Here is a 23,961-nt window from a genome sequence, read left to right as displayed (position 1 = left end):
ATATGCGTGTTCTATTGATATGACTAGTAAACTAACACAGAACGGCGGTTTTTGGCAAATGCAGACTCATCATTGCCGTATACAGCAGGTTTTTCTTTCCCATAAGAAACTATTTGCATCTGCTCATCACTTACTCCACGTCCCTGTAAGTATATTCTTGTCGCATTAGCACGGCGTTCACCTAAAGCGATGTTATACTCAGCAGTTCCTCTTTCATCCGTATGACCTTCGATCACAACACGTATTGAAGGGTTATCTCTTAAGAATGCAGCATGAGCATCTAATGTCATCATGTAATTAGAGCCAATATCATATTGATCAAATCCAAAGTAAATAATATTATCTCTTTGCAAATCTTGAAGTTGCATTCTAGCCTGGTCGCTTAACGAACCAAACTCATTGCCGCCACCAAAACCAGGTAACTGTCCCGATTCCATTAGCATACCATCGTCACCAGTGTAAACATCATCAGTAGTTTGAGAATTAGATTTACACGCAGCTAAAGCAAACATTGGTAAAATCACCAAAAGTGTTTTATTTAATTTATTTAATTTCATAATTAATCCTTTATTAAAATATTGTAATAATTTATACGTTAAGTAAGTTAAAAGCCATTATTTCGCAACAATAGGTCCCCATGCAGGATATTTTATTTGTCCTCCACTAGAGGGTAAAGAAGTTTTAAATCGCCCATCTGCAGAAACCAAGCCTAATTTTGAAGCATAACCACCTGTGCTATAAACCACCATCGTGCCATTTGGTGCAATGCTAGGGGATTCATCCAAATCAGAATTTGTTAAAAACTGCAGTGCATTATTAGCGAATGTTTGTTTTACTAGTCTTTGTTGGCCACCTGAAGATGTAATGTAAACCATGAATTTACCATCTGGGCTAATTCTAGCATTTTGATTTTGGTTGCCTTCAAATGTAATCCTTTGCCCTGAACCACCGCCAAGACTTGTTCTATAAATTTGTGGCCGTCCCGTTTTATCGGATGTGAATGCTAATGTCTGACCATCTGGAAACCATGCCGGCTCAGTACTATTACTTCTTTCATTAGTTATTTGCCTTAAGCTTCCAGATCCAACATCCATAACATACAAATTCAAGCTCCCTGTCTGTGAAAGTGCCATGGCAATTTTAGTACCATCAGGTGAAAATGCAGGTGCACCATTATGCCTTGGAAATGAAGCTATTTTTCTTACATTACCAGTTTGGGTATCTTGCAACATAACAGCTGAAGGTCCATTTTCAAAGGAAACAAAAGCAATTTTCGTTCCATCTGGCGACCACGAAGGTGACATTAATGGCTGAGAAGCTTTATGTATTGTTATTTCGTTAAATCCATCATAATCAGATACCCTTAACTCATGAGAGTACTGAGAGGTATTAGTTTTAACTACATAAGCAATTTTCGTTCTAAACGCACCTTTAATGCCTGTCAATTTTTCAAATACTTCATCACTTACTGCATGAACACCATAGCGAAACCATTGTGTTTGAATCTGAGCTTGATTTTGCATCATAACATTAGGTACACCAGTTGATATATCTATCAATTGGTAAGTCAATGTATATCGTCCATCTGAAGCAGGTTGGATTTGGCCAGATATAATTGAGTCCACTCCCAGTGATCTCCACAAAGCAGGCTGGATCTCAGCGACATTACTAATGTTTTGTGGGAATTGCCCTGCTTCTAAAGGACTAAATTTCCCACTATTCCTAAGATCAGCACTTATTATGTTCGATACATCTAAGCCTGATATTCCACCACCTACAGAATTAAATGGCAATATGGCAATTGGTCTTGCTGCATCTACATCTTCACTTATTTGAATCCTAATTTCAGCACCCACAATCTTTGCAAATAACATCAAGATCATAATACTGATTAAATAAAACTTTTTCATTTACGACTATCCCTCTTATAGAGTACAACACTAATACTTATGTTGAAAATCAATTGTAAATTTAATATTAACATCAACTAAAACTGATGAAAAACGCTAGAGATACATTACTAAATCTTCTATGAAACATTTTAGTCCATTCTAGCATAATATAAAAAAAAATTATTAAGATTTAATTCATGCTTTTTGTTACTGTTATTCAATTTAGTTAGTGTATTTAAAAACTAGCACTATATCTTGATTTTTCAGAACATTATAAACTTCATCAGTTTCTGGCCTTGGCAATTTGGATATATTAGTTGCTGCCAAAGCCTGCTGGCAAAGTCCATCATCACCAGCTCGTCTTTTAGCTGAAATTAAAGAGCCGTCACGATTAATTCTAATAACTATTTCACATTGCTTATTAGCATGTAACTTTCTTGCATCATACATATTATTCTTTATTACCGCTATAACAGCATTTTGATAGCCGCTTGTATTCACATTTGAGTTACCCGCAGTATTACCACCGCCTGCACCTAAAGCTGCTCCTTTACCATCGTCACGATTAGCACCTGAAGCTAAATCTCCAATTAATTTATCCATGTCACCAGATTTTTTTGCGTTAGCCTCCGCTTCTTTCTTTTTCTTTTCAGCTTCCGCTTTTGCTTTTGCTTCAGCTTCTAATTTTTTCTTTTCAGCTTCCGCCTTTGCTTTTGCTTCAGCTTCTTTCCGTTTTTTCTCTGCCTCGGCTTTAGCCTTAGCTTCAGCTTCTATTTTTTTCTTTTCAGCCTCTGCCTTAGCCTTAGCTTCAGCTTCTGCTTTTTTCTTTTCAGCCTCTGCCTTAGCCTTGGCTTCAGCTTCTATTTTTTTCTTTTCGGCTTCGGCTTTTGCTTTTGCTTTTGCTTCTTCCTCTTGTTTCTTTTTAGCTATTTCTTTTTTTAATGCCTCATCTTGCTTACGCTTTTCGTCTGCTTCTTGCTTTAATTTCAATGCTTTTTCTTCGGCCTCTTTTTTAAGAGATTCAGCTTGTAATGCTTTAGCAGCTATCAATTCTGCTTCAGCAGCTTTTTGAGCCTCTTCTTGCGCTTTTAAAGCCTCAGCCGCAGCATGTAACTCTTGTTCTTTAGCTAAAGCTTTAGCTTCGAGCTCTTTGTCTAACGCTTTTTGCTTATCTTGGATTTCTTTTTCAATTTCAGCTAATGCTTTTTTTTCTTCTTCGTTTTTCTGTTCACGAACAATTTCCGCTTCGTTACGACTTGATTCTTGTTTTGTAGCTCTAATGTCTTGTGCATTCATTGCATCCATATCTACCATTACAGCATCAATCAGTGCCCCTTCATTACCGCTACCTGTTTCATCCATTACATGGGTAAAAGCGGCAAATATAAGTATACCTAACAAGGTAATATGCAGTAAAAGTGATAAGATGAATGATAGCGTAAATCTATTTTTTCTTTTTGAAAAGTTATTTGTCACATCAACACCTAAGTAGATTCTAATTTAGCGGTTGAGTCATTAACCCAACTTTTGTTACACCGGCAAGTCTTAATGTATCAAGTGCTTTAATGATTTCATTATATTCAACTTGTTTCGCACCGCCAATCAAGAAAGTTGTCTGAGGATTTGTCAAGAGTTGCTGTTTAGCTTCTTCCACTAATAAAGCTTCGGTTAGCGGGCTGCTTCTTTCTTGATTAACTATCATCACATAAACATTTACATCAGAAACTTCAACTATAACAGGAGGATTCTCACTAGCGTCAACGACTGAAGAATCACTCGCATTTGGCAAATCGACCTCAACACTTTGACTAATTACAGGTGCGGTAGCCATAAAAATAAGTAAAAGCACTAATAAAACATCTAAAAATGGTACAATATTAATCTCAGATTTGAGCTCCCTTTTTGATGATCTTGTACGACGTCGAGACATTTTTAAATCCTATTTTAATAAATTATTGCTTCGCAGGATTATGTGAAAAAGCTTGGCGATGTAATATTGCCGTAAACTCTTCAACAAAGTTATCATAATTTTGTTCAAGTTTATTCACACGTTGATTTAGTCTGTTATAAGCCATCACCGCTGGTATTGCAGCAAACAATCCTATTGCTGTTGCAATCAATGCTTCTGCGATGCCTGGTGCAACTGTTTGCAAAGAAACCTGCTTTTCGCCTGCCAAAGAGATAAAGGAGTGCATGATTCCCCAAACTGTTCCAAGTAAACCTATATAAGGGCTAATTGAACCAACTGTTCCTAAAAATGGGATATACGCTTCTAATGTTTCCATTTCTCTATTCATAGCTATTCTCATTGCCCTAGCAGAGCCGTCAATGATAGCTTCTGGCGCATCAGAATTTGCACGATGAAGCCTTACAAATTCTTTAAAACCAGAATAAAAAATTTGTTCTGAGCCAATCAAACTGTCTCTTCTATCATGACTTTCTTGGTATAATCTAGATAATTCTATTCCCGACCAAAATCTGTCTTCGAATGCCTCTGCATCATTTGTTGCGGAGCTTAATACTCTAGTACGTTGAATTATAATTGCCCAAGATGAAATGGAAAAACCAAGTAAAACCAACATTACAAATTTAACAAACAAGCCCGCTTGCATAAACAAGCCAATAATACTCATGTCATTACTCACAACTAAACCCCACTTTAATAAAACCAGGCAACCTAATTGCCTTCATATTTTGTTTACTTACACTGGCTACAACAACATTAGCTTCACTAAGTAATAAACCGTTTTGCGAATTATACAACGATTGATGAAACTGAATCGAAGCATGATTGACTTTATTAATTACAGTCTCCACAATCAAAGAATCATCCAAAACCGCAGGTCTATGAAATTCAAGATTCATTTTCCTAACAGCAAAGGCAACATCTTGTTCAAGTAAAGCGATTTGAGAGAAACCTTTTTCTCTTAATAATTCTGTTCTTGCTCTTTCAAAAAAAGCAACATACCTTGCATGATAAACTACACCGCCTGCATCTGTGTCTTCATAGTACACTCTTATTGGCCATTTATGGTGAGATTTTTTTTCCATCTGTATATTACCTAATTTATGAAAACGCATAAAAACATGCTATACCTCTAATTTTATCACTAAATTTCAATTTTCAATAGTGTTAAATATCAGTCACCATAACTCCATTAATTTTTTCAAAAATTTATACTGAATTATCCTAATGAAAAAAAGCAAAAACCATATAAAATACATTCAAATAAAACCATAAAAAACCAAAATAACACAATGATTTTAAACAAAATAAAAAACCGCATACTTATTTCAAACGGGGCTACACAAAGTCTTTTTGCTATAGCTAAAGAATTTAACGAATTTAGTATTTTGCAAGCTGTAATAAATACAATAATTTACATTATTAAAATTAAGAAAATTAATGCTTATCGTAATAATAGAAAACAACTTAACAACCTAGCAGTTAAAATGTTAAACTTAACCTAACGAATATCTGAATGCTTATTGATAATGCCATTATCTAATGGAAACAATGAAGCATAAAGCGTCAATATAACGATTTACCTGAAGGAAATAGTTTTGTCTAATCCATATCATGAAGAAGTAGAAAATTCAGATCTTTTAAATATCAGACATTATATTTTAGAGATCACACTAATGATTTTATGCTTATTTAGCATTGTTTTGGCAGTAATTGTTTTCAGCTATGACCCAGCTGATCCTGGCTGGACTCAAACATCAACCTCCCCTATTACAACGAATATTGCAGGCTACTTTGGTGCATTTATTGCCGATATGTGTTTTTTCCTTTTTGGCATTAGCACTTACTTGTTACCAGTATTAACCATTACCTTCTCAATACTAGTTTATACAGATAATAGAAATCGAACTTCTATCTGTTTTTGGCAAATATCATTAAAATTAATAGGTTTTCTTTTACTCATAGTTAGCTCTTGTACATTAGCAACACTCAATATTGATGATAATCCTAATTATTCCGCAGGCGGCTTGATAGGCACGCTTTTTGCCCTTCTCTTAGGTATACATTTTAATGGTGTTTTAAGCACACTATTAATGCTTTTAACTTGGGTGCTGGGTTTTGCGATTTTAACAAAACTTTCTCCTTTAGTCGTTGCTGAAAAATTAGGAGAAATTGTTCTACTTACTGTTACCTTTGGCCGTTCAAGAGATAAACAAGTGCTTGATGAAATGGATCCAGATGTAGATGACCAAGATTATTTCGCATTTATGGATACAGACACAGATAATAATGAGCCTGAGGTAAATTCTAAATCAAAACAAAGCTCTGATAGTCATGACCAGGATTATCCTATTATTGATATGATTGAATTGTCGCATTTAGAAGATTCAACAAATGAAGCACAGTCAAAAAATTTAGATAGTGAAACAATCCCAACTTCACAATCCATTATTCATACCAAGCCTAATGATGATCTACCCACATTCGATATTACACAAAATAATCATGAAGAATATGGACTTCTTAATCAAGAAAATACAGAGCAAGGTGAGTATCAACCTAGCGATATTAATCCTACACCAATACAGGATGCCATTGTAAATATTTCTAATACAGAGAAAAAGCATAATGATATTGACGAAGCTAATCAAGTTAACCTATCTCAACCTAGTATAGTTGAACCAATCAATGATGAGACTTCAAAGCATATTATTACTATGAGTACACAAAATGAATTACCTGAACAACAAAATATCTTTGAACATAGTGCAACTACCGGTATTCAAACAAGTAAAAATGAAGAGAAAAGAACTTTATCATTGAACGAAAAACTTGCTTTACTAGAACAACAAAAGCGCTCTAATCCTGTATTTCCAATAAAAGGTTCAGATATAAGCAAACCGACTAGTTCGATTGATTCTCCGCAAACAATCGAAGAAAAGAGAATAGCAGAACGTGAACGTGTTCGAGCAGAGTTAGCAAGTTATGGGATTAAAATTCCTGAAACACACCCTAAGCATCCAGTCGATTATAAAAAAGAGATTAAACAAACCACTGTCTATAATGGCTCTTCTACTAAGGCAGTTCTCAATAGGGATGCTAAAAATATCCTAGGTCGTATTAGTGAAAATGAATATACAGAAGTTATTTTTGAACAAATAGATGATGAGACTATTGTCTTAAGAAGAATTTCTACTGCGCCTGTTCAGGTAGTGACACCAGGTCATACTGATTTGCCTCAAGCTAATTTCACAAAGCTAAACACTCAGATTGAACCGGTAACTAACTTAACTCAAGATAAAATTAAAGATTTAAATTCACAGCAAGAAAGCCTTAACCACGCTAACAGCTTACTAATAGCTGATGTAGCGCAAATTGAAGTACCGGTCGAAGCAGAAGAAATAACTGCTTTTTCAGTTAAACAACAACAACCTAATCACAATGGTAATAATTTAGTTGACTTAAAAACAAATTTAACACCCCCTCCCTCAGCTGATAGTTGGCAATCAGCTGAACAAATGCATAGTTCATCTCAACTTGATACAGTTAATTTAGGTGATCATGAACAAACTCAATCAATTAGTGAAATAACACCTAATGAGGCTATTGATGGTGAACATAGTTCCTCATCACTAAACCCAATATCAACTCATGATGAATCTATAAGTGATGTCATTCACCGACCTAAAAATGAGGACCCGCTATTTCACCCCCTACTTTTTAGAGAAACAGAAAAGTTGGAAAAACCGTCTGAACCTTTACCGACACTTGATTTATTATTTAATCAATCAAGTGAAAAAATTGAAATAGATCAAGAGCAAATTAATGAGACTGCAATCTTAATTGAAAACACATTGGCAGATTTTAGAATTAAAGTAACCGTTGTCGGTATTTGTTCAGGGCCTGTTATCACCCGATATGAGCTAGAACTCGCTCCTGGTGTGAAGGTATCTAGGATTACAACTCTCGATAGAGATCTAGCGCGAGCACTTTCTGTCAGTGCTGTACGCGTGGTTGAAGTTATACCCGGCAAACCTTATGTTGGTTTGGAATTACCTAATCCTAAGCGTGAAACACTTGTAATACGTGATGTTCTTAACTGTGAAGCATTTAGAGAAATGCAATCTCCCCTTGCTCTTGTTCTAGGCAAAGATATTGGAGGAGAGCCAGTTGTAGCTAACCTAGCTAAAATGCCTCATTTATTAGTTGCTGGTACAACTGGATCAGGAAAGTCTGTTGGCGTAAATGCCATGATAATTAGTATTTTATTTAAAGCATCACCTGAAGAAGTTCGTTTTATAATGATAGATCCTAAAATGTTAGAACTCTCTATTTACGAAGGTATTCCACATCTTCTAACTAATGTTGTAACTGATATGAAAGATGCTGCAAATGCACTACGCTGGTCAGTTGCAGAAATGGAACGTCGTTATAAACTCATGGCTGCTTTAGGGGTCAGAAACTTGGAAGGCTATAACGAAAAAATCAAACAAGCTGAAGCAATGCAAAGGCCTATTCCAGATCCGTTTTGGAAGCCAGGAGATAGTATGGACATTTCCATTCCTTCACTTGAAAAACTCCCATTTATAGTCGTTATTGTCGATGAATTTGCTGATTTGATTATGACAGAGGGCAAAAAAGTTGAAGAACTCATTGCGCGTTTAGCTCAGAAAGCTAGAGCAGCAGGTATACACCTTATTTTAGCCACCCAAAGACCTTCGGTAGATGTAATAACTGGCTTAATTAAAGCAAATATACCTACTCGTATTGCATTTACAGTATCAAGTAAAATTGATTCGCGAACAATTCTAGACCAAGGAGGGGCTGAATCACTTCTTGGTGCAGGTGATATGCTCTACTTACCGCCCAATTCATCAACTACCATTCGTGTTCATGGTGCGTTTGTTGCAGACGAAGAAGTTCATAATGTTGTATCTAATTGGAAAGCTCGTGGCAAACCCCAATATATAGATGCTATCACAGCTGGTGATAAAGGTAATAATGAAAATGAGACAACAGATGAAGAGATTGTGGATGCAGTTTTTGATGCTGCTGTACAATTTGTTATTGAAAAACAAAGAGTATCAATTTCTGGTATACAAAGACAATTTAGAATTGGATATAACAGAGCTGCAAGAATTGTAGAAGAAATGGAAGCTCAAGGCATAGTAAGCGCACCTGCTCATAATGGTAATAGAGAAGTGCTTGCACAATGATCGATAAATGATAAAGTATGTCTAATCTTCATCATCAACCAGTATTTTTAATAAGGTATAATATGCAAACCAAACATTACATAAACATCTTAATTAATTTAGTTATTATCACATTAAGTTTAATTTCTATTAATGCTCATGCAGACGCACAACAAAATCTACAAAGCAGGCTAGATAAGATTAACGTTTTCCAATCTAGTTTCGTTCAAAAAGTATATGATGCCGATAAAAAATTAATACAAAGTGGCGAAGGTGAGATGTGGGTTAAACGTCCTAATTTATTCAACTGGCACACATTAGTGCCAGATGAAAGTCAACTTATTTCAGATGGTAAAACACTATGGTTTTATAACCCATTCATTGAGCAAGTAACAGCGACAAACTTAGCTGATGCAACAGCAAACACACCTTTTATATTAATTGCAGGAAATAAAAATTCAGACTGGGCACAATATAACATTAAACAACGTGGAAATGATTTTTCACTCACCCCAAAATCTGACTCAAACAGTCTCAAGCAATTTGATATCAGGGTTACACCTGCAGGCACAATAGAAAGTTTTGTATCAGTCGAACTAGATGGGCAAAAAAGTGAATATCAACTAAGTAACCAAAATAGCCAGCCTGTTTCAGATGATAAATTCAAATTTGACATACCTGATGGTGTGACATTTGATGATCAACGATAATATCTGATTGAATATTAAATTGAAAAGCCAAATGCAAAATTATACACTTGATTTGAATGATAATAACGAATTTTTACCTCTTGCCGCAAAAATGAGGCCAAAAATTCTTGATGAGTACTTAGGTCAATCACATCTACTTTCCCCAGAAAAACCTTTATACAAAGCTATCAAAGCAGGTCGATTACATTCAATGATTCTTTGGGGACCACCTGGTACGGGAAAAACAACTTTAGCCGAATTAATAGCCTTTTATGCGAAAGCTGAAGTGATCAGGATCTCTGCTGTAACCTCTGGTATAAAAGAAATTAGGGATGCAATTAATAGGGCTGAACTATTTAAACAGCAGCAAGTAAAAACGCTATTATTTGTTGATGAAGTACATAGATTCAATAAATCACAACAAGATGCCTTTTTACCACATATTGAAAATGGCACAATCACTTTTATTGGCGCAACAACAGAAAATCCTTCTTTTGAGCTAAACTCAGCACTTTTATCACGAGCTAGAGTATATTTGCTAAAATCGTTAACAACAGATGATATAGTAAATCTGCTTAATTCAGCTATAAACAATAAAGAGAAAGGTCTTGGTGAATACAAAATTTCAATTGCACATGATTTGCTGACTTTAATTGCTGAACTAGCAAATGGTGATGCGCGAAAAGCCTTAAATACATTAGAAATGATGTTTGATATGGCTGATATTAATGATGATCAACAATATATCCTTACCAAGGAAAGTCTTCATGCAGCACAAGGTGCTAGAACTGCAATGTACGATAATAAAGGAGATAAATTTTATGATCTTATCTCAGCATTTCATAAGTCAGTTAGAGGATCGGCTCCTGATGCAGCATTATATTGGTATGCACGCATTCTCACTGCTGGAGGAGATCCTTTATATGTTGCAAGAAGATTACTTGCAATCGCATCTGAAGATATAGGAAATGCTGATCCAAGAGCGATGCAAATTGCTATTTCTGCATGGGATTGCTTTACTCGTGTTGGCCCATCAGAGGGAGAGCGAGCTATTGCACAGGCTACATTATACCTGGCCTGTGCACCTAAAAGTAATGCTGTATACACTGCTTTTGCTGCTGCTATAGCAGCAGCATCTGAATTGCCTGATTACGAAGTTCCATATCATCTTAGAAATGCTCCGACAAAATTACTAAAAGACTTAGGTTATGGAAAAGAATATCGCTATCCTCATGATGAAAAAAATGCTTATTCCATCGGTGTAAAATATTTACCTGATGAGATTGAAAATCTTAGATTTTACTATCCTACTGATAGAGGATTAGAGAAAAAAATACAGGACAAACTCAACTGGTTACAATCTTTAGAGGAGAACCAGCAAATGTAAATATTTACAAAGATATGAAAATATGAAAAAAAATAAATAAAACAATAGACCTGTGTTGTTTTTTTTTGTAAACTCTAATTGTTTTGTCGTGTAACTAAATTTTTATTTCCGTGGGCTTATGATATATAACAATAGTAAAGAAAAATCAAAAGCCCTTAATTCTATTTAACAATAACATTTTTAACTTATTTAATTGCAAGTTAAGTTATTTAATCCTGACAGGAAACCCCTCATAATGGCAACATTACGATCGAGCACCTTAAGTTCAGAAAAAAATTTATCAGATACTAAGTCTTCTAAATTTAATTTAATACAGAGTCTTAAAACTAGACATGTAAAAAAGATTTATGAGTTACATAAATCAAATATCTGCAAAATGACTAGCATGCTACTAATAAGCACCCTACTAGTTGCTTGTAATTCGAAACCGACTATTGATTCACAAGCTCTCGCACAATCACTCAAATCAAGTCAAGCTGAATTTGAAAAAATGGTAAACAGCTTAGACACACGTGAAAAAATCATGAATCAATATGCTACATGGAAAGGTGTACGCTACAGATTAGGGGGAAGCAGCAAAAAAGGGATAGATTGCTCAGGCTTTGTACAATTAACTTTTAAAGAACAATTTGGCGTGACTTTACCAAGATCAACTAGAGAACAACAAAAAATTGGCGAAAAAATTGCAAAAACTGCATTGATCCACGGTGATATTGTTGTTTTCAATGCAGGATCTACGGGTAGGCATGTTGGTATTTATATAGGCAATGATAAATTCGTCCATGCCTCAACCTCTATTGGGGTGACAATTTCTGATATGAATGACAGATATTGGAAAAATAGATTTAATGAAGCAAGACGCGTACTAAAACCGACTTCAATAGCCGCACTATCTTCTGATAAGCAAAATAAAAAATCGGTCAATGAAAATCTATTTAAAGAATCCAATTCAAAGCAAACCACTAATAAGTCTAAAAATAAGAATAGCTAAGTTATAAAATGCGATAGAGCTATCTATCGTTTATTCATTATTACATATTTTGGTAGATGGCAATATGTGTAAGCTTTTTATTTTTTTTCGCTATATCACTCAGCTAATATCGTTATTATTGATTCCAATGTTAGCGAGTGCAAATCAAGTATCGAATGATAATTTAATTTCCTTTAAATCCCTATCTATTTTAGGTATTCCTAAATATTCCGAAAATACAAAACACCCAGATTATGTCAATCCAAACGCCCCAAAAACTGGTCAGTTAGTACTTTCTTCGTTAGGTACATTTGATAATTTTAATCGTTTTGCTCAAAGAGGTGTTGCAGCTGAGAGAACTGGAGAGCTTTACGATACTCTTTTTAAGCAATCGTTAGATGATGCGGCATCTTATTATCCTCTAATTGCTGAATCTATTTCGATACACCCAAATTATCAATACGCAGAAATCACACTAAATAAAAATGCAAGATTCCATGATAATTCTCCAATAACAAGCGAAGACGTTCTATTTTCCTTTGATAAGTTTAAAACCGAAGGGGTAGTACAGTTCGCGAAAAAATTTGAAGGTGTTAGCTTATCCATTATAGATAAAAATAGATTTTCTGTCACCCTTCCCACTCCAGATAAATCCCTCTTGTTTGATTTTATTAACTTAACAATCCTTCCAAAGCATTATTGGCATGATAAAAAACTAAATGAACCACTTATCACCCCTCCTTTAGGAAGTGGTCCATATAAAGTAAAAGACTATAAAATGGGTCAATATGTTGTCTATGAACGAGTTAAAGATTATTGGGCAAAAGATCTGTTTATTAATACGGGCATGTATAATTTTGATACTATACGTTATGATTATTTCTTAGATGGGAATGTCACTCTCGAAGCATTTAAGAGCGGTGCTTTTGATGTGCAATATGAAAACAGAGCAAAAAACTGGGCGACGGCTTATCATGGGGAAAATTTTGATAATGGTAATATATTAAAAGTTGAGCGTAAAAATAATGCTGCCGCTAATACTCAATGGTTTGCATTTAATATCACCTCCCCTCTTTTTGAGGATAGAAATATTAGGGAAGCAATCGCACTGAGTTTTGATTTTGAATGGCTAAATAAAATGCTATTTTATAATAGTTATACAAGAGCAAATAGTTTTTTTCAAAATACTAAATATGCAGCAACAGGTCTACCATCAAGTGATGAACTCGCCATATTACTGCCTTTTAAAGACATTTTACCTAAAGAAGTGTTTGGTCCTGCATTTAAAGCTCCTGTAACTGACTCTTCTGGCTTTAATCGTGAAAACCTGATAAAAGCGTTAGATATATTAGAAAACTCGGGCTGGTCATTACAAAATGGCAAATTAATAAATGATGAATCAAATAAGCAATTTGAATTTGAATTATTAACTTATTCCGGCTCACCAACTAGTCATCTATTACAATTCCAACAAGCATTAGAGAAAATTGGCATAATCATGACAATTAGACAGGTTGACGTTTCCCAATATGTAAAAAGAATGCAAGCTAGGGATTATGATATGATTATTAAGTCTTACCCCGCTTGGGTTTTTCCAGACAGCAATCTATTTTATTTTTGGCACTCTGATTATATTGATTCAACCTATAATGCATCAGGAGTGGCAAATCCTGCTGTTGATCACTTGATTGAACAAATAGCAGAAGCTCAAGGTGATGAAGCGAGGTTGATGATTTTAAGCAGAGCACTCGACAGAATTCTGACTTGGCAATATTATATGTTTCCTCAATGGTACACAGCCAATACTCGCTTTGCACATTGGAATAAATTTGGTATACCAGAAATTTATCCTGATTATGATATTGGCGTTGATACATGGTGGTATGAACAATCAAAAGCAGAGTCTTTAATTAAATGAAGCTTATTTCCTAACAAATACTATAAATCATGCTAATTTACTTTTTAAAAAGATTACTTCTATTAATCCCTACACTTTGGGCAATTGTGACTTTGAATTTTTTTATTGTTCAAGTCGCTCCTGGCGGGCCTGTCGAACAAGCTATTGCTAAAATAGAGTTAGGAGAAAACTCAACGAGCCTTCATGAATCTGCGATGAATAAAATTTCGGGCAATGCAGGCATAGAAAATATATCACTGACTCAGACGGCAAAAAACTACAGAGGATCGCGTGGCTTAGATGATGCTCAAATTGAGGCCATAAAAAAACAATATGGATTCGATAAGCCGATACATATTAGATATGTGACAATGCTTAAGAATTATATACACTTTAATTTTGGTGACAGCTTGTTTAAAGGTTCCTCTGTTATCAATCTAATTGTAGACAGATTACCTGTATCAATATCCCTAGGATTATGGAGTACATTATTAATTTATTTCATCTCAATACCACTTGGCATCAAAAAAGCCATAAAAGACGGTTCAAAATTTGATGTGTGGTCGAGCTTAGTCATTGTAATTGGAAACGCTATTCCTGGCTTTTTATTTGCAATGCTATTAATAGTGTTGTTTGCAGGAGGCAGTTTTTTAGATTGGTTTCCACTACGTGGTTTAAGTTCCATAAACAGTGAAAACTGGCCACTTCACAAACGTATTTTAGACTATTTTCATCATATCAGTTTACCTATCCTTGCCACCGTGATTAGCGGATTTGCTGGATTAACACTTCTGACTAAAAATAGCTTTCTCGCAGAAATGAACAAGCAATATGTGGTAACCGCTCGCTCAAAGGGTCTTACAGAAAATAAAATTCTATATGGGCACATATTTAGGAATGCTATGTTAATTATTATTGCCGGATTTCCAGGTACTTTTATAGCAATGTTTTTTACAGGTTCGATTCTAATTGAGGTGATTTTTTCACTTAACGGTCTTGGACTATTAGGGTATGAAGCCACATTACAAAGAGATTACCCTGTTATATTTGGTACTCTTTTCATTTTTACGTTGTTAGGTTTACTCATTAAAATTATTAGTGATTTAACCTATGCTTGGGTAGACCCAAGGATTACCTTTGAGAAAAGTGAATAACATGCTGCATTTAAACCCAATAAACCAATTAAGACTACATAAATTCAAACAAAATAAACGTGGCGTGTTTGCTTTTTATATTTTCTTTTTAATTATGATTTTAGCAATATTTGCTGAATTAATAGCTAATGATAAGCCTATTTTTGTTAAGTTTGATGGGAAATGGTACTTCCCAATCGTCAATATGCCAAGTGAGAAAATATTTACAAACCAATTTGATTCACCCACTAATTTCCATGATCCTTATATTACAAATATCATAGAAAATAATGGCTTTATAATTTGGACGCCTATCAAGTTCAGTTATAATACAATTAATTATGCTAGCCAATTCCCTTTCCCTGCCCCACCTAATAAGCAAAATTGGCTAGGTACCGATCAAGAAGGCCGTGATGTAATAGCCATATTACTCTATGGATTTAGAATTTCTCTTATTTTTGGAGTAGCTTTAACTTTACTATCAAGTAGCATAGGAATAATCGTTGGCGCACTGCAAGGATACTATGGGGGATGGGTAGATTTGAGTGGTCAAAGATTTATCGAAGTATGGTCAAGTATACCAACTCTATTTTTAATCATTTTACTAGCTAGTGTTGTTGAGCCTAATTTTTGGTGGTTATTATCAATAACAGTGCTATTTGGTTGGATGGAGCTAGTGGGATTAGTTCGTGCTGAATTTCTAAGGATGCGTAATTTTGATTTTGTTCGGTCTGCAAAAGCATTAGGCGTCAGTAATTTCATTATTATGAAAAGGCATATCATGCCAAATGCATTAGTTTCAACACTAACCTTTATGCCGTTTATCTTAACGGGCTCAATTACTACTCTGACGTCACTAGATTTTTTAGGCTTTGGCTTGCCGGCTTCTTATCCATCTTTGGGAGAGCTATTATTACAAGGTAAAAATAACTTGCAATCGCCTTGGCTGGGACTTACCTCATTTATTTTTTTATCCATTGTATTAACAACATTAGTATTTATCGGCGAGGCGATACGTGATGCTTTTAATGTAGACCTGTAAGTTTATTCTATGAGTCAATATATCTATTAAATAATAACTTACTTTAAGGTAGGAATTTAGATGGCAAATCAATTTCAAACAACCGATATCATTCTAAAATTAGTAGACTATGAGATTAAACGTCCTGTTGATCTTCTCTACAGTGTAAATCATGTACAAACTGAGTTGGTAAATGATAATCTTGTTACGCGTCTCAATATAGAAGTATTTAGAAACGAAATATTAGCAATTGTTGGTGAATCAGGATCTGGCAAAAGCCTAACAGCACACGGTATATTACAGTTACTTCCACATAAATTAATTAAAAATCAATCAGGCAGTATATTTTATAATAACCTCAATATAACCACCTTAGATCAAGATGGATTAAGACAACTTCGACATCGTGATATCGCAATAATTTTTCAAGAACCAATGGTAGCCTTAAATCCAGTTCAAACTATTGGCAAGCAATTAGAAGAGATTTTAACTAAAAGCTGTAACAACAAAAACCTTCCCTCATCAAACACGCATAGAAATGGTACACAAGTAATCAACATATTAACTAAGGTCGGGTTAAAAGATCCTGAATTACGAATTAATAATTACCCTCATCAATTTTCAGGTGGGGAGCGCCAAAGAATTATTATTGCCATGGCATTACTTAGAAATCCTAAAATATTAATAGCTGACGAAGCTACAACAGCGCTTGATGTAACAACTCAAAAGCAAATAATTGATCTGCTGCTTCAACTTAAAAAAGAATATGGTATGACGCTTATTTTTATTAGTCATAACCTGCATCTAGTGCGTAAAATTGCCGATCGTGTTGCAGTGATGTATAGAGGAAGTTGTATCGAAATAGATAGCACTGAGAATATATTTAATCAACCGCAAACAGCCTATACACAATCATTAATTGATGCCCACAATAACAACTTAAAATTGAAAAAAAATCAACACACAGAAAATATCACTTCAACCAAAAATGAGATCCTTAGTATTAAAGGTTTAAGTGTGGCAATTACTCATAAAAAAGGATGGTTTTCTAAATCATTCAAACCCATATTAGAGAACTTTGAATTAAATTTAAAGCAAGGAAGCACTTTAGGACTAGTTGGTGAATCGGGTTCTGGTAAAAGTACTACAGCTTTTGCTATTACAAAATTAATAAAGTCTACAGGCTGTATCTCTATTAATGGAGTTAATACGTCAAATTTATCAGAAAAAGCCTTCAAACCTATACGGCGTGATATACAAATTATTTTTCAAGATCCATTTTCAACACTCAATCCTAAAAGAACAGTACAACAGACTATCGAAGAAGGATTAGAAGTGCACGAACCAAATTTAACTATAAAACAGCGAGATGAATTAGTATGTAATATTATGCAAGAAATAGGGTTAGATCCTGAAACAAGGAATAGATATCCTCACCAGTTTTCAGGAGGTCAACGCCAAAGGATTGCAATAGCAAGAGCTTTAATCTTAAAACCTAAGCTTCTAATTCTTGATGAACCTACATCTGCATTAGATAAAAAAGTAGAAATGCAAATATTAGACTTACTTAATTCACTACAATTAAAGTATAAATTATCTTATTTATTCATTAGCCACGACCTAGCCACTGTTCGATTAATGTGCGAGAACATAATTGTTTTGAAAGAAGGGAAAATAATAGAAGCAGGAACAACTGAGTCTATTTTCATGGCACCAAAAGAACAATACACTCAAGAATTAATCAATGCAGCTTTAATTGATTAGCTATACTTTTCTCTTATAACAAGTAACACTATATATTTTTATAACAGCACTAAAATCAAGGTGCTAAAAAATAAGATTAAAAAAACTTACACGATAGATAGCTGTTGATGAAAATAATATCAGTATAACCTCATAAAAACCCAGTTGTTTATACGAGCTAATAACCAATATGATTTAATTTTTTTTATTTGAAAACACAGAAATAGACACTCTCATACCTTTAAGTGTAACTATTAATTATTGCAAGATGAACTGAGCGACAAAGGAATATAACTTATCATTTATTTAAGCTAATAATAAACTCATAAGTTTTATAAATACTTAATGAAATAACTAGGTAAATGAGGGATGTAGTTAACTTCTTACCACACCCTCAATGACCAATAATTCAAAATAATAGAACTATACTGGCATATTCATAATTTCTTGATATGCCTGTACAACCCTATTTCTAACTTGAACGCCAAGCTGCAATCCAATAGAAGCTTTTTGTAAATCAACCATTATATCGCTCAATTCTAAACCTGGTTCACCACGCTCAAAAGCTTCAGCTTGGATTCTTGCAGCATTCTGAGTGTCACTAATTTTTGTAATCGCAGCATTTAAAAAAGAAGTGAAGCCATCGCTTTCTATATCAGCAAGTGGAGATACAATTGAATTGATAGAAGATATACCAGAAATAGACTGCATTTGATTAACAACATCATTAATAGCTGAAATAGTCACTTAAATACCTTTAACATTTGAAATTATAGAAAATTAATAAACAGTCAAGCCAAAATAAGAACAATTATACAAAATCTAACCTTAACCATCACACATTGACAAATCATTTACGTTAAGCGAATATTACATTAAAATCATAAATATTACTATAATTTTAATGTTACAAAAAAAAGAAATTTTTTACAAGACTAACCAATTAACTTACGCTAAAATGCTATCATAATAGATATTGCTTATATTTTTTAAAAAATATTTGTATCAAACTAGGCAATACCGAAATATTTTTTTGCACTTTCAGTCAAGTAATTGCATAATAGCGTCTATTGTAGAAAAAAACTGACATTTAAATTACAATATTTCAAATTGTGAAAACTGCAATTATTGGTACAACATTAAAGAGGAATGTGTTTTGTTTAAATTAGTTACAATTACTTACTCACACCTTGAAACAGTTAAGAAGGATAAGATATGAATGCTGCAACGCAAGGTGATAAACCCTTTGATATCAAAGCTCAACTAGAAAAAATCAAAAGCAGTCCTCTTATACTCTTAATACTAGCTTCATCAATTGCGATTGTAATTATTGTCGCTTTATTTTTGTGGGCTAAAACACCTAATTATGATGTGCTTTTTAGCAATGTTGAGACACAAGATGGTGGTGCAATTGTTCAACAGTTGGAACAAATGAACATTCCCTTCCAATTTACAGATAATGGTTCAACTATTCTAGTGCCATCAGATGTAGTCTTTGAAACTAGGATGAAACTTGCTCAAGCAGGACTACCTAGAGGGGGTTCTGTAGGCTTTGAATTATTAGATAGAGATAACTTCGGGATAAGTCAGTTTACTGAACAGGTTAATTATCAAAGAGCACTTGAAGGTGAGCTTGCTAGAACAATTGAATCTTTAAACTCTGTAGTTAAAGCTAGAGTACATTTAGCTATACCTAAGCCATCTATATTTGTTAGACAAGAAGGTAATCCAAGTGCATCAATTACTTTAACACTGCATAGTGGCAGAACCATTGATGAATCACAAATCAACGCAATTGTATATCTAGTATCCGGAAGTGTATCTAAATTATCCCCCGATAACGTAACAATTGTAGATCAAAATGGAAGACTGTTAACCAATCGATCTGGGAATTCAGATTTAGCAGGTAATGCAGAACAACTAAGAATTATAGAAGAAAACGAACAACGTTTAACAAGAAATATTGAAAATATTCTTGCTCCTGTAGTTGGTAATGGTAATGTTAGGGCACAAGTAACACTGGACATGGATTTTGCAGTGATGGAATTCACTCAAGAAAATTATGGACCAAACCAGCCACCTAATAATGAACCTGCTGTTCGTTCTCGACAAATAAGCCAAAATAATGCGTTAGGTGCAGATGCAAATGCAGGTGGTATTCCTGGTGCATTATCAAATCAACCAACACCTATAGCTACAGCGCCAATCACGCCACAAGATCCAGCCGCACAGGATCCTAATGCGCCGACAAATGAGCCCCAGCCTCCTGGGCAAACTGCTACAGAAACAGGGCCGGCAGCAAGTGTAACGCGTAGAGATGAAACGATTAACTTTGAAGTAGACAGAACAATAAGGCATTCTAAAGAGCAAGTAGGTAAAATTCAAAGAATTACAGTAGCGGTAGTAGTCAATTATATCCAAGATGAAAATGGAGAAAAAATTCCATTAACAGATGCTCAAAAACTTGAAATTGAAAATTTAGTCAAGCAATCTGTTGGATTTGATGATCAACGCCCAAGACCAGATCAATTAGTTATAGTTAATACACCATTTGCTAATTTAGAGCCTGTTGAACAAGTATTACCTATTTGGCAGCAACAAAGATTTATTGATCTTGCAATCAATGTATTACGTTACTTACTTGTGTTAATAGTAGCATTTATCTTATGGCGTAAACTAGTCAAACCATTTATTGCTAAACGCACAAAAGAAAATGAAAACATTGATGCTCAAACAAATGCAAATGCAAATACTAACGATGATAATACGCCAGTTAACTTTACTTCTGACGGTAGCGAACCTATCATTCTTCAGCCTATAAGTGGTGGTTTAACTAACAATCCAATTTCATCAAGTGATTTCAGCGGTTTAACAAGTGAAGATCTTGTAAGACACAAACGCTCGCAACAAAGAGTGACAACTGAAGTTAAAATCCAAAGAATTCGTGATCTTTCGGATAAAGATCCTCGCGTTGTAGCCTTAGTAATACGTCAATGGATAACTAATAATGAGTAAATTAACTGGTATAGAAAAAAGTGCAGTTTTGCTAATGACACTTGGTGAGAATAGAGCTGCTGAGGTATTTAAGCATCTTTCTCCAAATGAAGTGCAAGAGATAAGTGCTAAAATTATAAATATGCATCAAATATCACAATCTCAATTAAACGAAGTTCTTAATGATTTTGAAGAAGATGTAGAGCAATATGCAGCATTAAGTGTTAATGCTGGTGATTACTTGCGTACAGTACTAAATAAATCACTTGGAGAAGAAAAAGCAACTAATATTCTTGATGAATTACTACAAAGTAATGAAACAAGTGGTATGGATACATTAAACTTTATGGATCCAACTAGCGCAGCTGAATTGATTGCTGATGAACATCCACAAATAGTTGCAACTATCCTTGTTCATCTAAAACGAAGCCAGGCTGCAGATATTTTGGCTTTATTTGATGAGAAATTACGGCACGACGTTATGCTAAGAATTGCAACGTTTGGTGGCGTACAACCTAGTGCTTTATCTGAATTAACTGAAGTGCTGACAGGCCAACTAATGGGACAAAACGTAAAACGAAGCAAAATGGGTGGAGTGCGCACTGCTGCTGAAATTATTAACTACTTCAAGAAAAATCAACATGATGCTGTTATTGAAGCATTACAATCATTTGATGGAGAGCTTGCACAGAAAATTGTTGATGAAATGTTTCTTTTCAAAGATCTTATCAATGTTGAAGATCGTAGCATACAAAGAATACTTCAAGAAGTGGAAGGAGAAAGCTTACTTGTTGCCCTTAAGGGGTCTGATGATGCGCTTAGGGAGAAATTCCTTAAGAATATGTCCTCACGAGCTGCAGAAATATTGCGTGATGACTTAAATAGCCGAGGCCCTGTAAGGATGTCTCAAGTTGATAATGAACAAAAATCCATACTCATGATAGTTCGCCGATTAGCTGAAAGTGGTGAAATCAACGTAGGTGGTGGTGATGATGACTACGTCTAATCATCAAAGCTGGAAACCTTGGTTACCAGATAACCTTGCTAGTTCAAATACCAATGAATCAGTAGATTATCAAGTTAAAAGAAAAGAGCTGTCAAACTTACGTGATAAACTTATCACTGAAAAAAATCAGTTTGAAGATTATAAAAAACAAAGCTATGAGTTGGCTAAAACTGAGGGATTTGAAGAAGGCAAGCGTTCTGGTTTTGATATTGGTTATGCTGAAGGTTTTGCTAAGGGACAAGAACTAGGTCTTGAAGAGGCTCGAGCAAACCAAGAAGCTTTAACGCTTAAATTAGCTGAAATAAATGATCTTTTTAATAATGAAATGCAGCATATTAAAGCGATTGCGCCTGAAAAGATATTACAGCTAGCGCTTTCTGCTGCTAAGTATTTACTACAAATTAATTCAACTATTTTACAAGAAGAATTAGCAAAAAAAGTACAAGATGAATTAGAAAAATTACCGATTGCTCCTAAACAACTTACGCTAAAAATTAATGAGTATGATTGGCAATTTGTAACAGATTCTCTTAAAGAGCTGTTCGCTCAAAATAACTGGAAAATGTTAAAAGATGATGAACTTGCATCAGGTGGTTTTCATATAGAAACAGATACACAAGAGATAGATGCTACTTTAGAAAAAAGATGGGAGCAAATTATTAATTTAACTCGCGGTGGGATGAGCGATGCCTAATAGCATTAACATTGTAGCAGAACGACTGGATAGAACAGTTGGGGAAATGATAAATTCTATGAATAATCTACCACCCACTACTTATTATGGTAAATTAGTTCGTGCTGCAGGGCTTGTGTTAGAAGCAACTGGGTTAAATCTGCCTTTAGGTGCTTCATGCATTGTTGAGCGTAATCCTAAAACTTTCAGTTCCAATGTGGAATGTGAAGTAGTTGGTTTCTATGGCGATAGGTTATTTTTAATGCCATTAACTGAAATGGATGGTGTAGAGCTAGGTGCTAAAATAATTGGGGTTTTTGATGAAAATAATAATATTGCAGTCAAAAAGCTTCCAACAGGCATGGGACTACTTGGAAGAGTTGTTGATGCTTCAGGTCAACCTTTAGATGGTTTGGGTAAATTAGAAAATACTGAATTATCTATGCTAAACGCTATACCAATCAATCCATTAGAAAGGCGTTCAATAAAACATGTTCTTGATGTTGGTATTAAAGCAATTAACACATTACTAACTGTAGGGATTGGCCAACGAATGGGACTTTTTGCAGGTTCAGGGGTTGGTAAGAGCGTTTTACTTGGCATGATGGCTAGATATACTAAAGCTGATGTTATAGTGGTTGGTCTAATTGGTGAACGTGGACGTGAAGTTAAAAGTTTCATTGAAGATATCTTAGGAGAGCAAGGTCTTAAAAAATCAGTTGTTGTTGCTGCACCTGCAGATGTTTCACCTGTACTTAGATTACAAGGAGCTAATTACGCTACTAAAATTGCTGAAGATTTTCGAGATAAGGGACTAGATGTTCTTTTAATTATGGATTCTTTAACTCGTTATGCTATGGCTCAACGTGAAATCGCATTGGCCATAGGCGAACCTCCTGCAACAAAAGGCTACCCCCCTTCTGTATTTGCTAAAATACCAGCTTTAGTTGAAAGAGCTGGAAATGCAAGTGAAGATGGCGGTTCAATAACAGCTTTTTATACTGTCCTGACAGAAGGAGATGATCAGCAAGACCCTGTTGCTGATTCAGCAAGAGCTATATTAGATGGCCATATTGTTTTATCACGTATATTAGCAGAAGCGGGCCACTACCCTGCCATAGATATTGAAGCATCAATTAGTCGTGCAATGACTGATTTAATAGAAAATAACCAATTCAAACTTGCTCAACGCTTTAAACAGTTATTATCTGCGTACCAAAGGAATAAAGATCTGATAAATGTTGGTGCTTATGCACCAGGAAGCGACCCAATATTAGATGCAGCAATAAAGTTATATCCAGATATGCAAGTTTTTTTACAGCAGGCATTCAATGAAAGTGCTGATTTAGAAAGCTCATATGAAGCATTTGTCTCATTAATGTCATAAAATTAGCA

General features: G+C 34.6%; 18 protein-coding genes and 1 pseudogene. 12 read left to right on the top strand and 7 right to left on the bottom strand.

Annotated elements, in window-relative coordinates:
- Positions 1-23: 23 nt before the first annotated feature.
- The 6 genes from pal to ybgC form a co-directional block, all read right to left on the bottom strand.
- Positions 24-557 (bottom strand): peptidoglycan-associated lipoprotein Pal, encoded by a 534-nt coding sequence (gene pal, locus BMW37_RS03545; RefSeq protein ID WP_093317852.1) that lies wholly within the window; start codon positions 555-557, stop codon positions 24-26.
- Positions 558-614: 57 nt separating this feature from the next.
- On the bottom strand, positions 615-1,910 hold the full coding sequence (gene tolB / locus BMW37_RS03540; RefSeq protein ID WP_093317851.1) for a Tol-Pal system beta propeller repeat protein TolB: 1,296 nt from the start codon (positions 1,908-1,910) through the stop codon (positions 615-617).
- A 204-nt stretch (positions 1,911-2,114) separates the two neighbouring features.
- Positions 2,115-3,368 (bottom strand): cell envelope integrity protein TolA, encoded by a 1,254-nt coding sequence (gene tolA, locus BMW37_RS03535; RefSeq protein WP_177168566.1) that lies wholly within the window; start codon positions 3,366-3,368, stop codon positions 2,115-2,117.
- Between the two features lie 19 nt (positions 3,369-3,387).
- Entirely contained in the window at positions 3,388-3,822 is a 435-nt protein-coding gene (gene tolR, locus BMW37_RS03530) for a colicin uptake protein TolR (protein ID WP_093317849.1), read from the bottom strand.
- Between the two features lie 22 nt (positions 3,823-3,844).
- On the bottom strand, positions 3,845-4,525 hold the full coding sequence (gene tolQ, locus BMW37_RS03525) for a Tol-Pal system protein TolQ (protein WP_093317991.1): 681 nt from the start codon (positions 4,523-4,525) through the stop codon (positions 3,845-3,847).
- A gap of 4 nt (positions 4,526-4,529) precedes the next feature.
- Positions 4,530-4,943: a tol-pal system-associated acyl-CoA thioesterase gene (gene ybgC / locus BMW37_RS03520; protein ID WP_093317848.1), complete on the bottom strand. Its 414-nt coding sequence runs from the start codon at positions 4,941-4,943 to the stop codon at positions 4,530-4,532.
- Between the two features lie 513 nt (positions 4,944-5,456).
- Between ybgC and BMW37_RS15885 the strand changes: the two genes are divergently transcribed.
- The 8 genes and pseudogenes from BMW37_RS15885 to BMW37_RS03480 all read left to right on the top strand — a co-directional run bounded on the left by BMW37_RS15885 (position 5,457) and on the right by BMW37_RS03480 (position 17,914).
- A complete protein-coding gene (locus BMW37_RS15885) occupies positions 5,457-9,074 on the top strand; it encodes a DNA translocase FtsK 4TM domain-containing protein (RefSeq protein ID WP_177168565.1) in 3,618 nt (1,205 codons plus the stop codon).
- A gap of 62 nt (positions 9,075-9,136) precedes the next feature.
- The gene (gene lolA / locus BMW37_RS03510; protein WP_093317847.1) at positions 9,137-9,763 is read left to right on the top strand and encodes an outer membrane lipoprotein periplasmic chaperone LolA; all 627 of its coding nucleotides are present in this window, start codon (positions 9,137-9,139) and stop codon (positions 9,761-9,763) included.
- A gap of 31 nt (positions 9,764-9,794) precedes the next feature.
- Positions 9,795-11,129 (top strand): replication-associated recombination protein A, encoded by a 1,335-nt coding sequence (locus BMW37_RS03505; RefSeq protein WP_093317846.1) that lies wholly within the window; start codon positions 9,795-9,797, stop codon positions 11,127-11,129.
- A 376-nt stretch (positions 11,130-11,505) separates the two neighbouring features.
- Positions 11,506-11,997, top strand: a pseudogene (mepS, locus tag BMW37_RS03500) (bifunctional murein DD-endopeptidase/murein LD-carboxypeptidase); the annotation flags it as partial.
- Positions 11,998-12,247: 250 nt separating this feature from the next.
- Entirely contained in the window at positions 12,248-14,017 is a 1,770-nt protein-coding gene (locus tag BMW37_RS03495) for an extracellular solute-binding protein (RefSeq protein WP_093317987.1), read from the top strand.
- Between the two features lie 29 nt (positions 14,018-14,046).
- Positions 14,047-15,150 (top strand): microcin C ABC transporter permease YejB, encoded by a 1,104-nt coding sequence (locus BMW37_RS03490; RefSeq protein ID WP_093317845.1) that lies wholly within the window; start codon positions 14,047-14,049, stop codon positions 15,148-15,150.
- Position 15,151: 1 nt separating this feature from the next.
- Complete coding sequence (locus BMW37_RS03485; protein ID WP_093317986.1) at positions 15,152-16,171, top strand: ABC transporter permease; 1,020 nt, start codon at positions 15,152-15,154, stop codon at positions 16,169-16,171.
- Positions 16,172-16,231: 60 nt separating this feature from the next.
- The gene (locus tag BMW37_RS03480; protein ID WP_093317844.1) at positions 16,232-17,914 is read left to right on the top strand and encodes a dipeptide ABC transporter ATP-binding protein; all 1,683 of its coding nucleotides are present in this window, start codon (positions 16,232-16,234) and stop codon (positions 17,912-17,914) included.
- A gap of 402 nt (positions 17,915-18,316) precedes the next feature.
- On the opposite strand, the gene fliE is transcribed toward BMW37_RS03480, so the two are convergent.
- Entirely contained in the window at positions 18,317-18,604 is a 288-nt protein-coding gene (gene fliE, locus BMW37_RS03475) for a flagellar hook-basal body complex protein FliE (protein WP_483887620.1), read from the bottom strand.
- 504 nt (positions 18,605-19,108) lie between these two features.
- Between fliE and fliF the strand changes: the two genes are divergently transcribed.
- From fliF to fliI, 4 genes are read left to right on the top strand one after another with little or no spacing between them, the layout of a single operon-like run.
- Positions 19,109-20,908 (top strand): flagellar basal-body MS-ring/collar protein FliF, encoded by a 1,800-nt coding sequence (gene fliF / locus BMW37_RS03470; protein WP_093317842.1) that lies wholly within the window; start codon positions 19,109-19,111, stop codon positions 20,906-20,908.
- Entirely contained in the window at positions 20,901-21,893 is a 993-nt protein-coding gene (fliG, locus tag BMW37_RS03465; protein ID WP_093317841.1) for a flagellar motor switch protein FliG, read from the top strand. Before fliF ends, fliG begins: the two co-directional genes overlap by 8 nt.
- Positions 21,877-22,587, top strand: a complete 711-nt coding sequence (locus BMW37_RS03460) for a FliH/SctL family protein (protein ID WP_093317840.1) — start codon at positions 21,877-21,879, stop codon at positions 22,585-22,587. The genes fliG and BMW37_RS03460 overlap by 17 nt, the downstream gene beginning before the upstream one ends.
- A complete protein-coding gene (gene fliI / locus BMW37_RS03455) occupies positions 22,580-23,953 on the top strand; it encodes a flagellar protein export ATPase FliI (RefSeq protein ID WP_425441752.1) in 1,374 nt (457 codons plus the stop codon). The genes BMW37_RS03460 and fliI overlap by 8 nt, the downstream gene beginning before the upstream one ends.
- Positions 23,954-23,961: the final 8 nt, after the last annotated feature.

It is taken from the genome of Thorsellia anophelis DSM 18579, from assembly GCF_900111395.1.
GTDB lineage: Bacteria > Pseudomonadota > Gammaproteobacteria > Enterobacterales > Thorselliaceae > Thorsellia > Thorsellia anophelis.
Note: the sequence above shows the minus strand (reverse complement) of the source record. Positions and strands in the feature narration are given on the sequence as shown.

Bases quoted from the DNA above. Each gene is read 5' to 3' on its own strand.
- pal (WP_093317852.1), bottom strand. From the start codon at position 557: ATGAAATTAAATAAATTAAATAAAACACTTTTGGTGATTTTACCAATG.
- tolB (WP_093317851.1), bottom strand. From the start codon at position 1,910: ATGAAAAAGTTTTATTTAATCAGTATTATGATCTTGATGTTATTTGCA.
- tolR (WP_093317849.1), bottom strand. From the start codon at position 3,822: ATGTCTCGACGTCGTACAAGATCATCAAAAAGGGAGCTCAAATCTGAG.
- tolQ (WP_093317991.1), bottom strand. From the start codon at position 4,525: ATGAGTATTATTGGCTTGTTTATGCAAGCGGGCTTGTTTGTTAAATTT.
- ybgC (WP_093317848.1), bottom strand. From the start codon at position 4,943: ATGGAAAAAAAATCTCACCATAAATGGCCAATAAGAGTGTACTATGAA.
- lolA (WP_093317847.1), top strand. From the start codon at position 9,137: ATGCAAACCAAACATTACATAAACATCTTAATTAATTTAGTTATTATC.
- BMW37_RS03505 (WP_093317846.1), top strand. From the start codon at position 9,795: ATGCAAAATTATACACTTGATTTGAATGATAATAACGAATTTTTACCT.
- BMW37_RS03495 (WP_093317987.1), top strand. From the start codon at position 12,248: ATGTTAGCGAGTGCAAATCAAGTATCGAATGATAATTTAATTTCCTTT.
- BMW37_RS03490 (WP_093317845.1), top strand. From the start codon at position 14,047: ATGCTAATTTACTTTTTAAAAAGATTACTTCTATTAATCCCTACACTT.
- BMW37_RS03485 (WP_093317986.1), top strand. From the start codon at position 15,152: ATGCTGCATTTAAACCCAATAAACCAATTAAGACTACATAAATTCAAA.
- BMW37_RS03480 (WP_093317844.1), top strand. From the start codon at position 16,232: ATGGCAAATCAATTTCAAACAACCGATATCATTCTAAAATTAGTAGAC.
- fliE (WP_483887620.1), bottom strand. From the start codon at position 18,604: ATGCAGTCTATTTCTGGTATATCTTCTATCAATTCAATTGTATCTCCA.
- fliF (WP_093317842.1), top strand. From the start codon at position 19,109: ATGAATGCTGCAACGCAAGGTGATAAACCCTTTGATATCAAAGCTCAA.
- fliG (WP_093317841.1), top strand. From the start codon at position 20,901: ATGAGTAAATTAACTGGTATAGAAAAAAGTGCAGTTTTGCTAATGACA.
- BMW37_RS03460 (WP_093317840.1), top strand. From the start codon at position 21,877: ATGATGACTACGTCTAATCATCAAAGCTGGAAACCTTGGTTACCAGAT.
- fliI (WP_425441752.1), top strand. From the start codon at position 22,580: ATGCCTAATAGCATTAACATTGTAGCAGAACGACTGGATAGAACAGTT.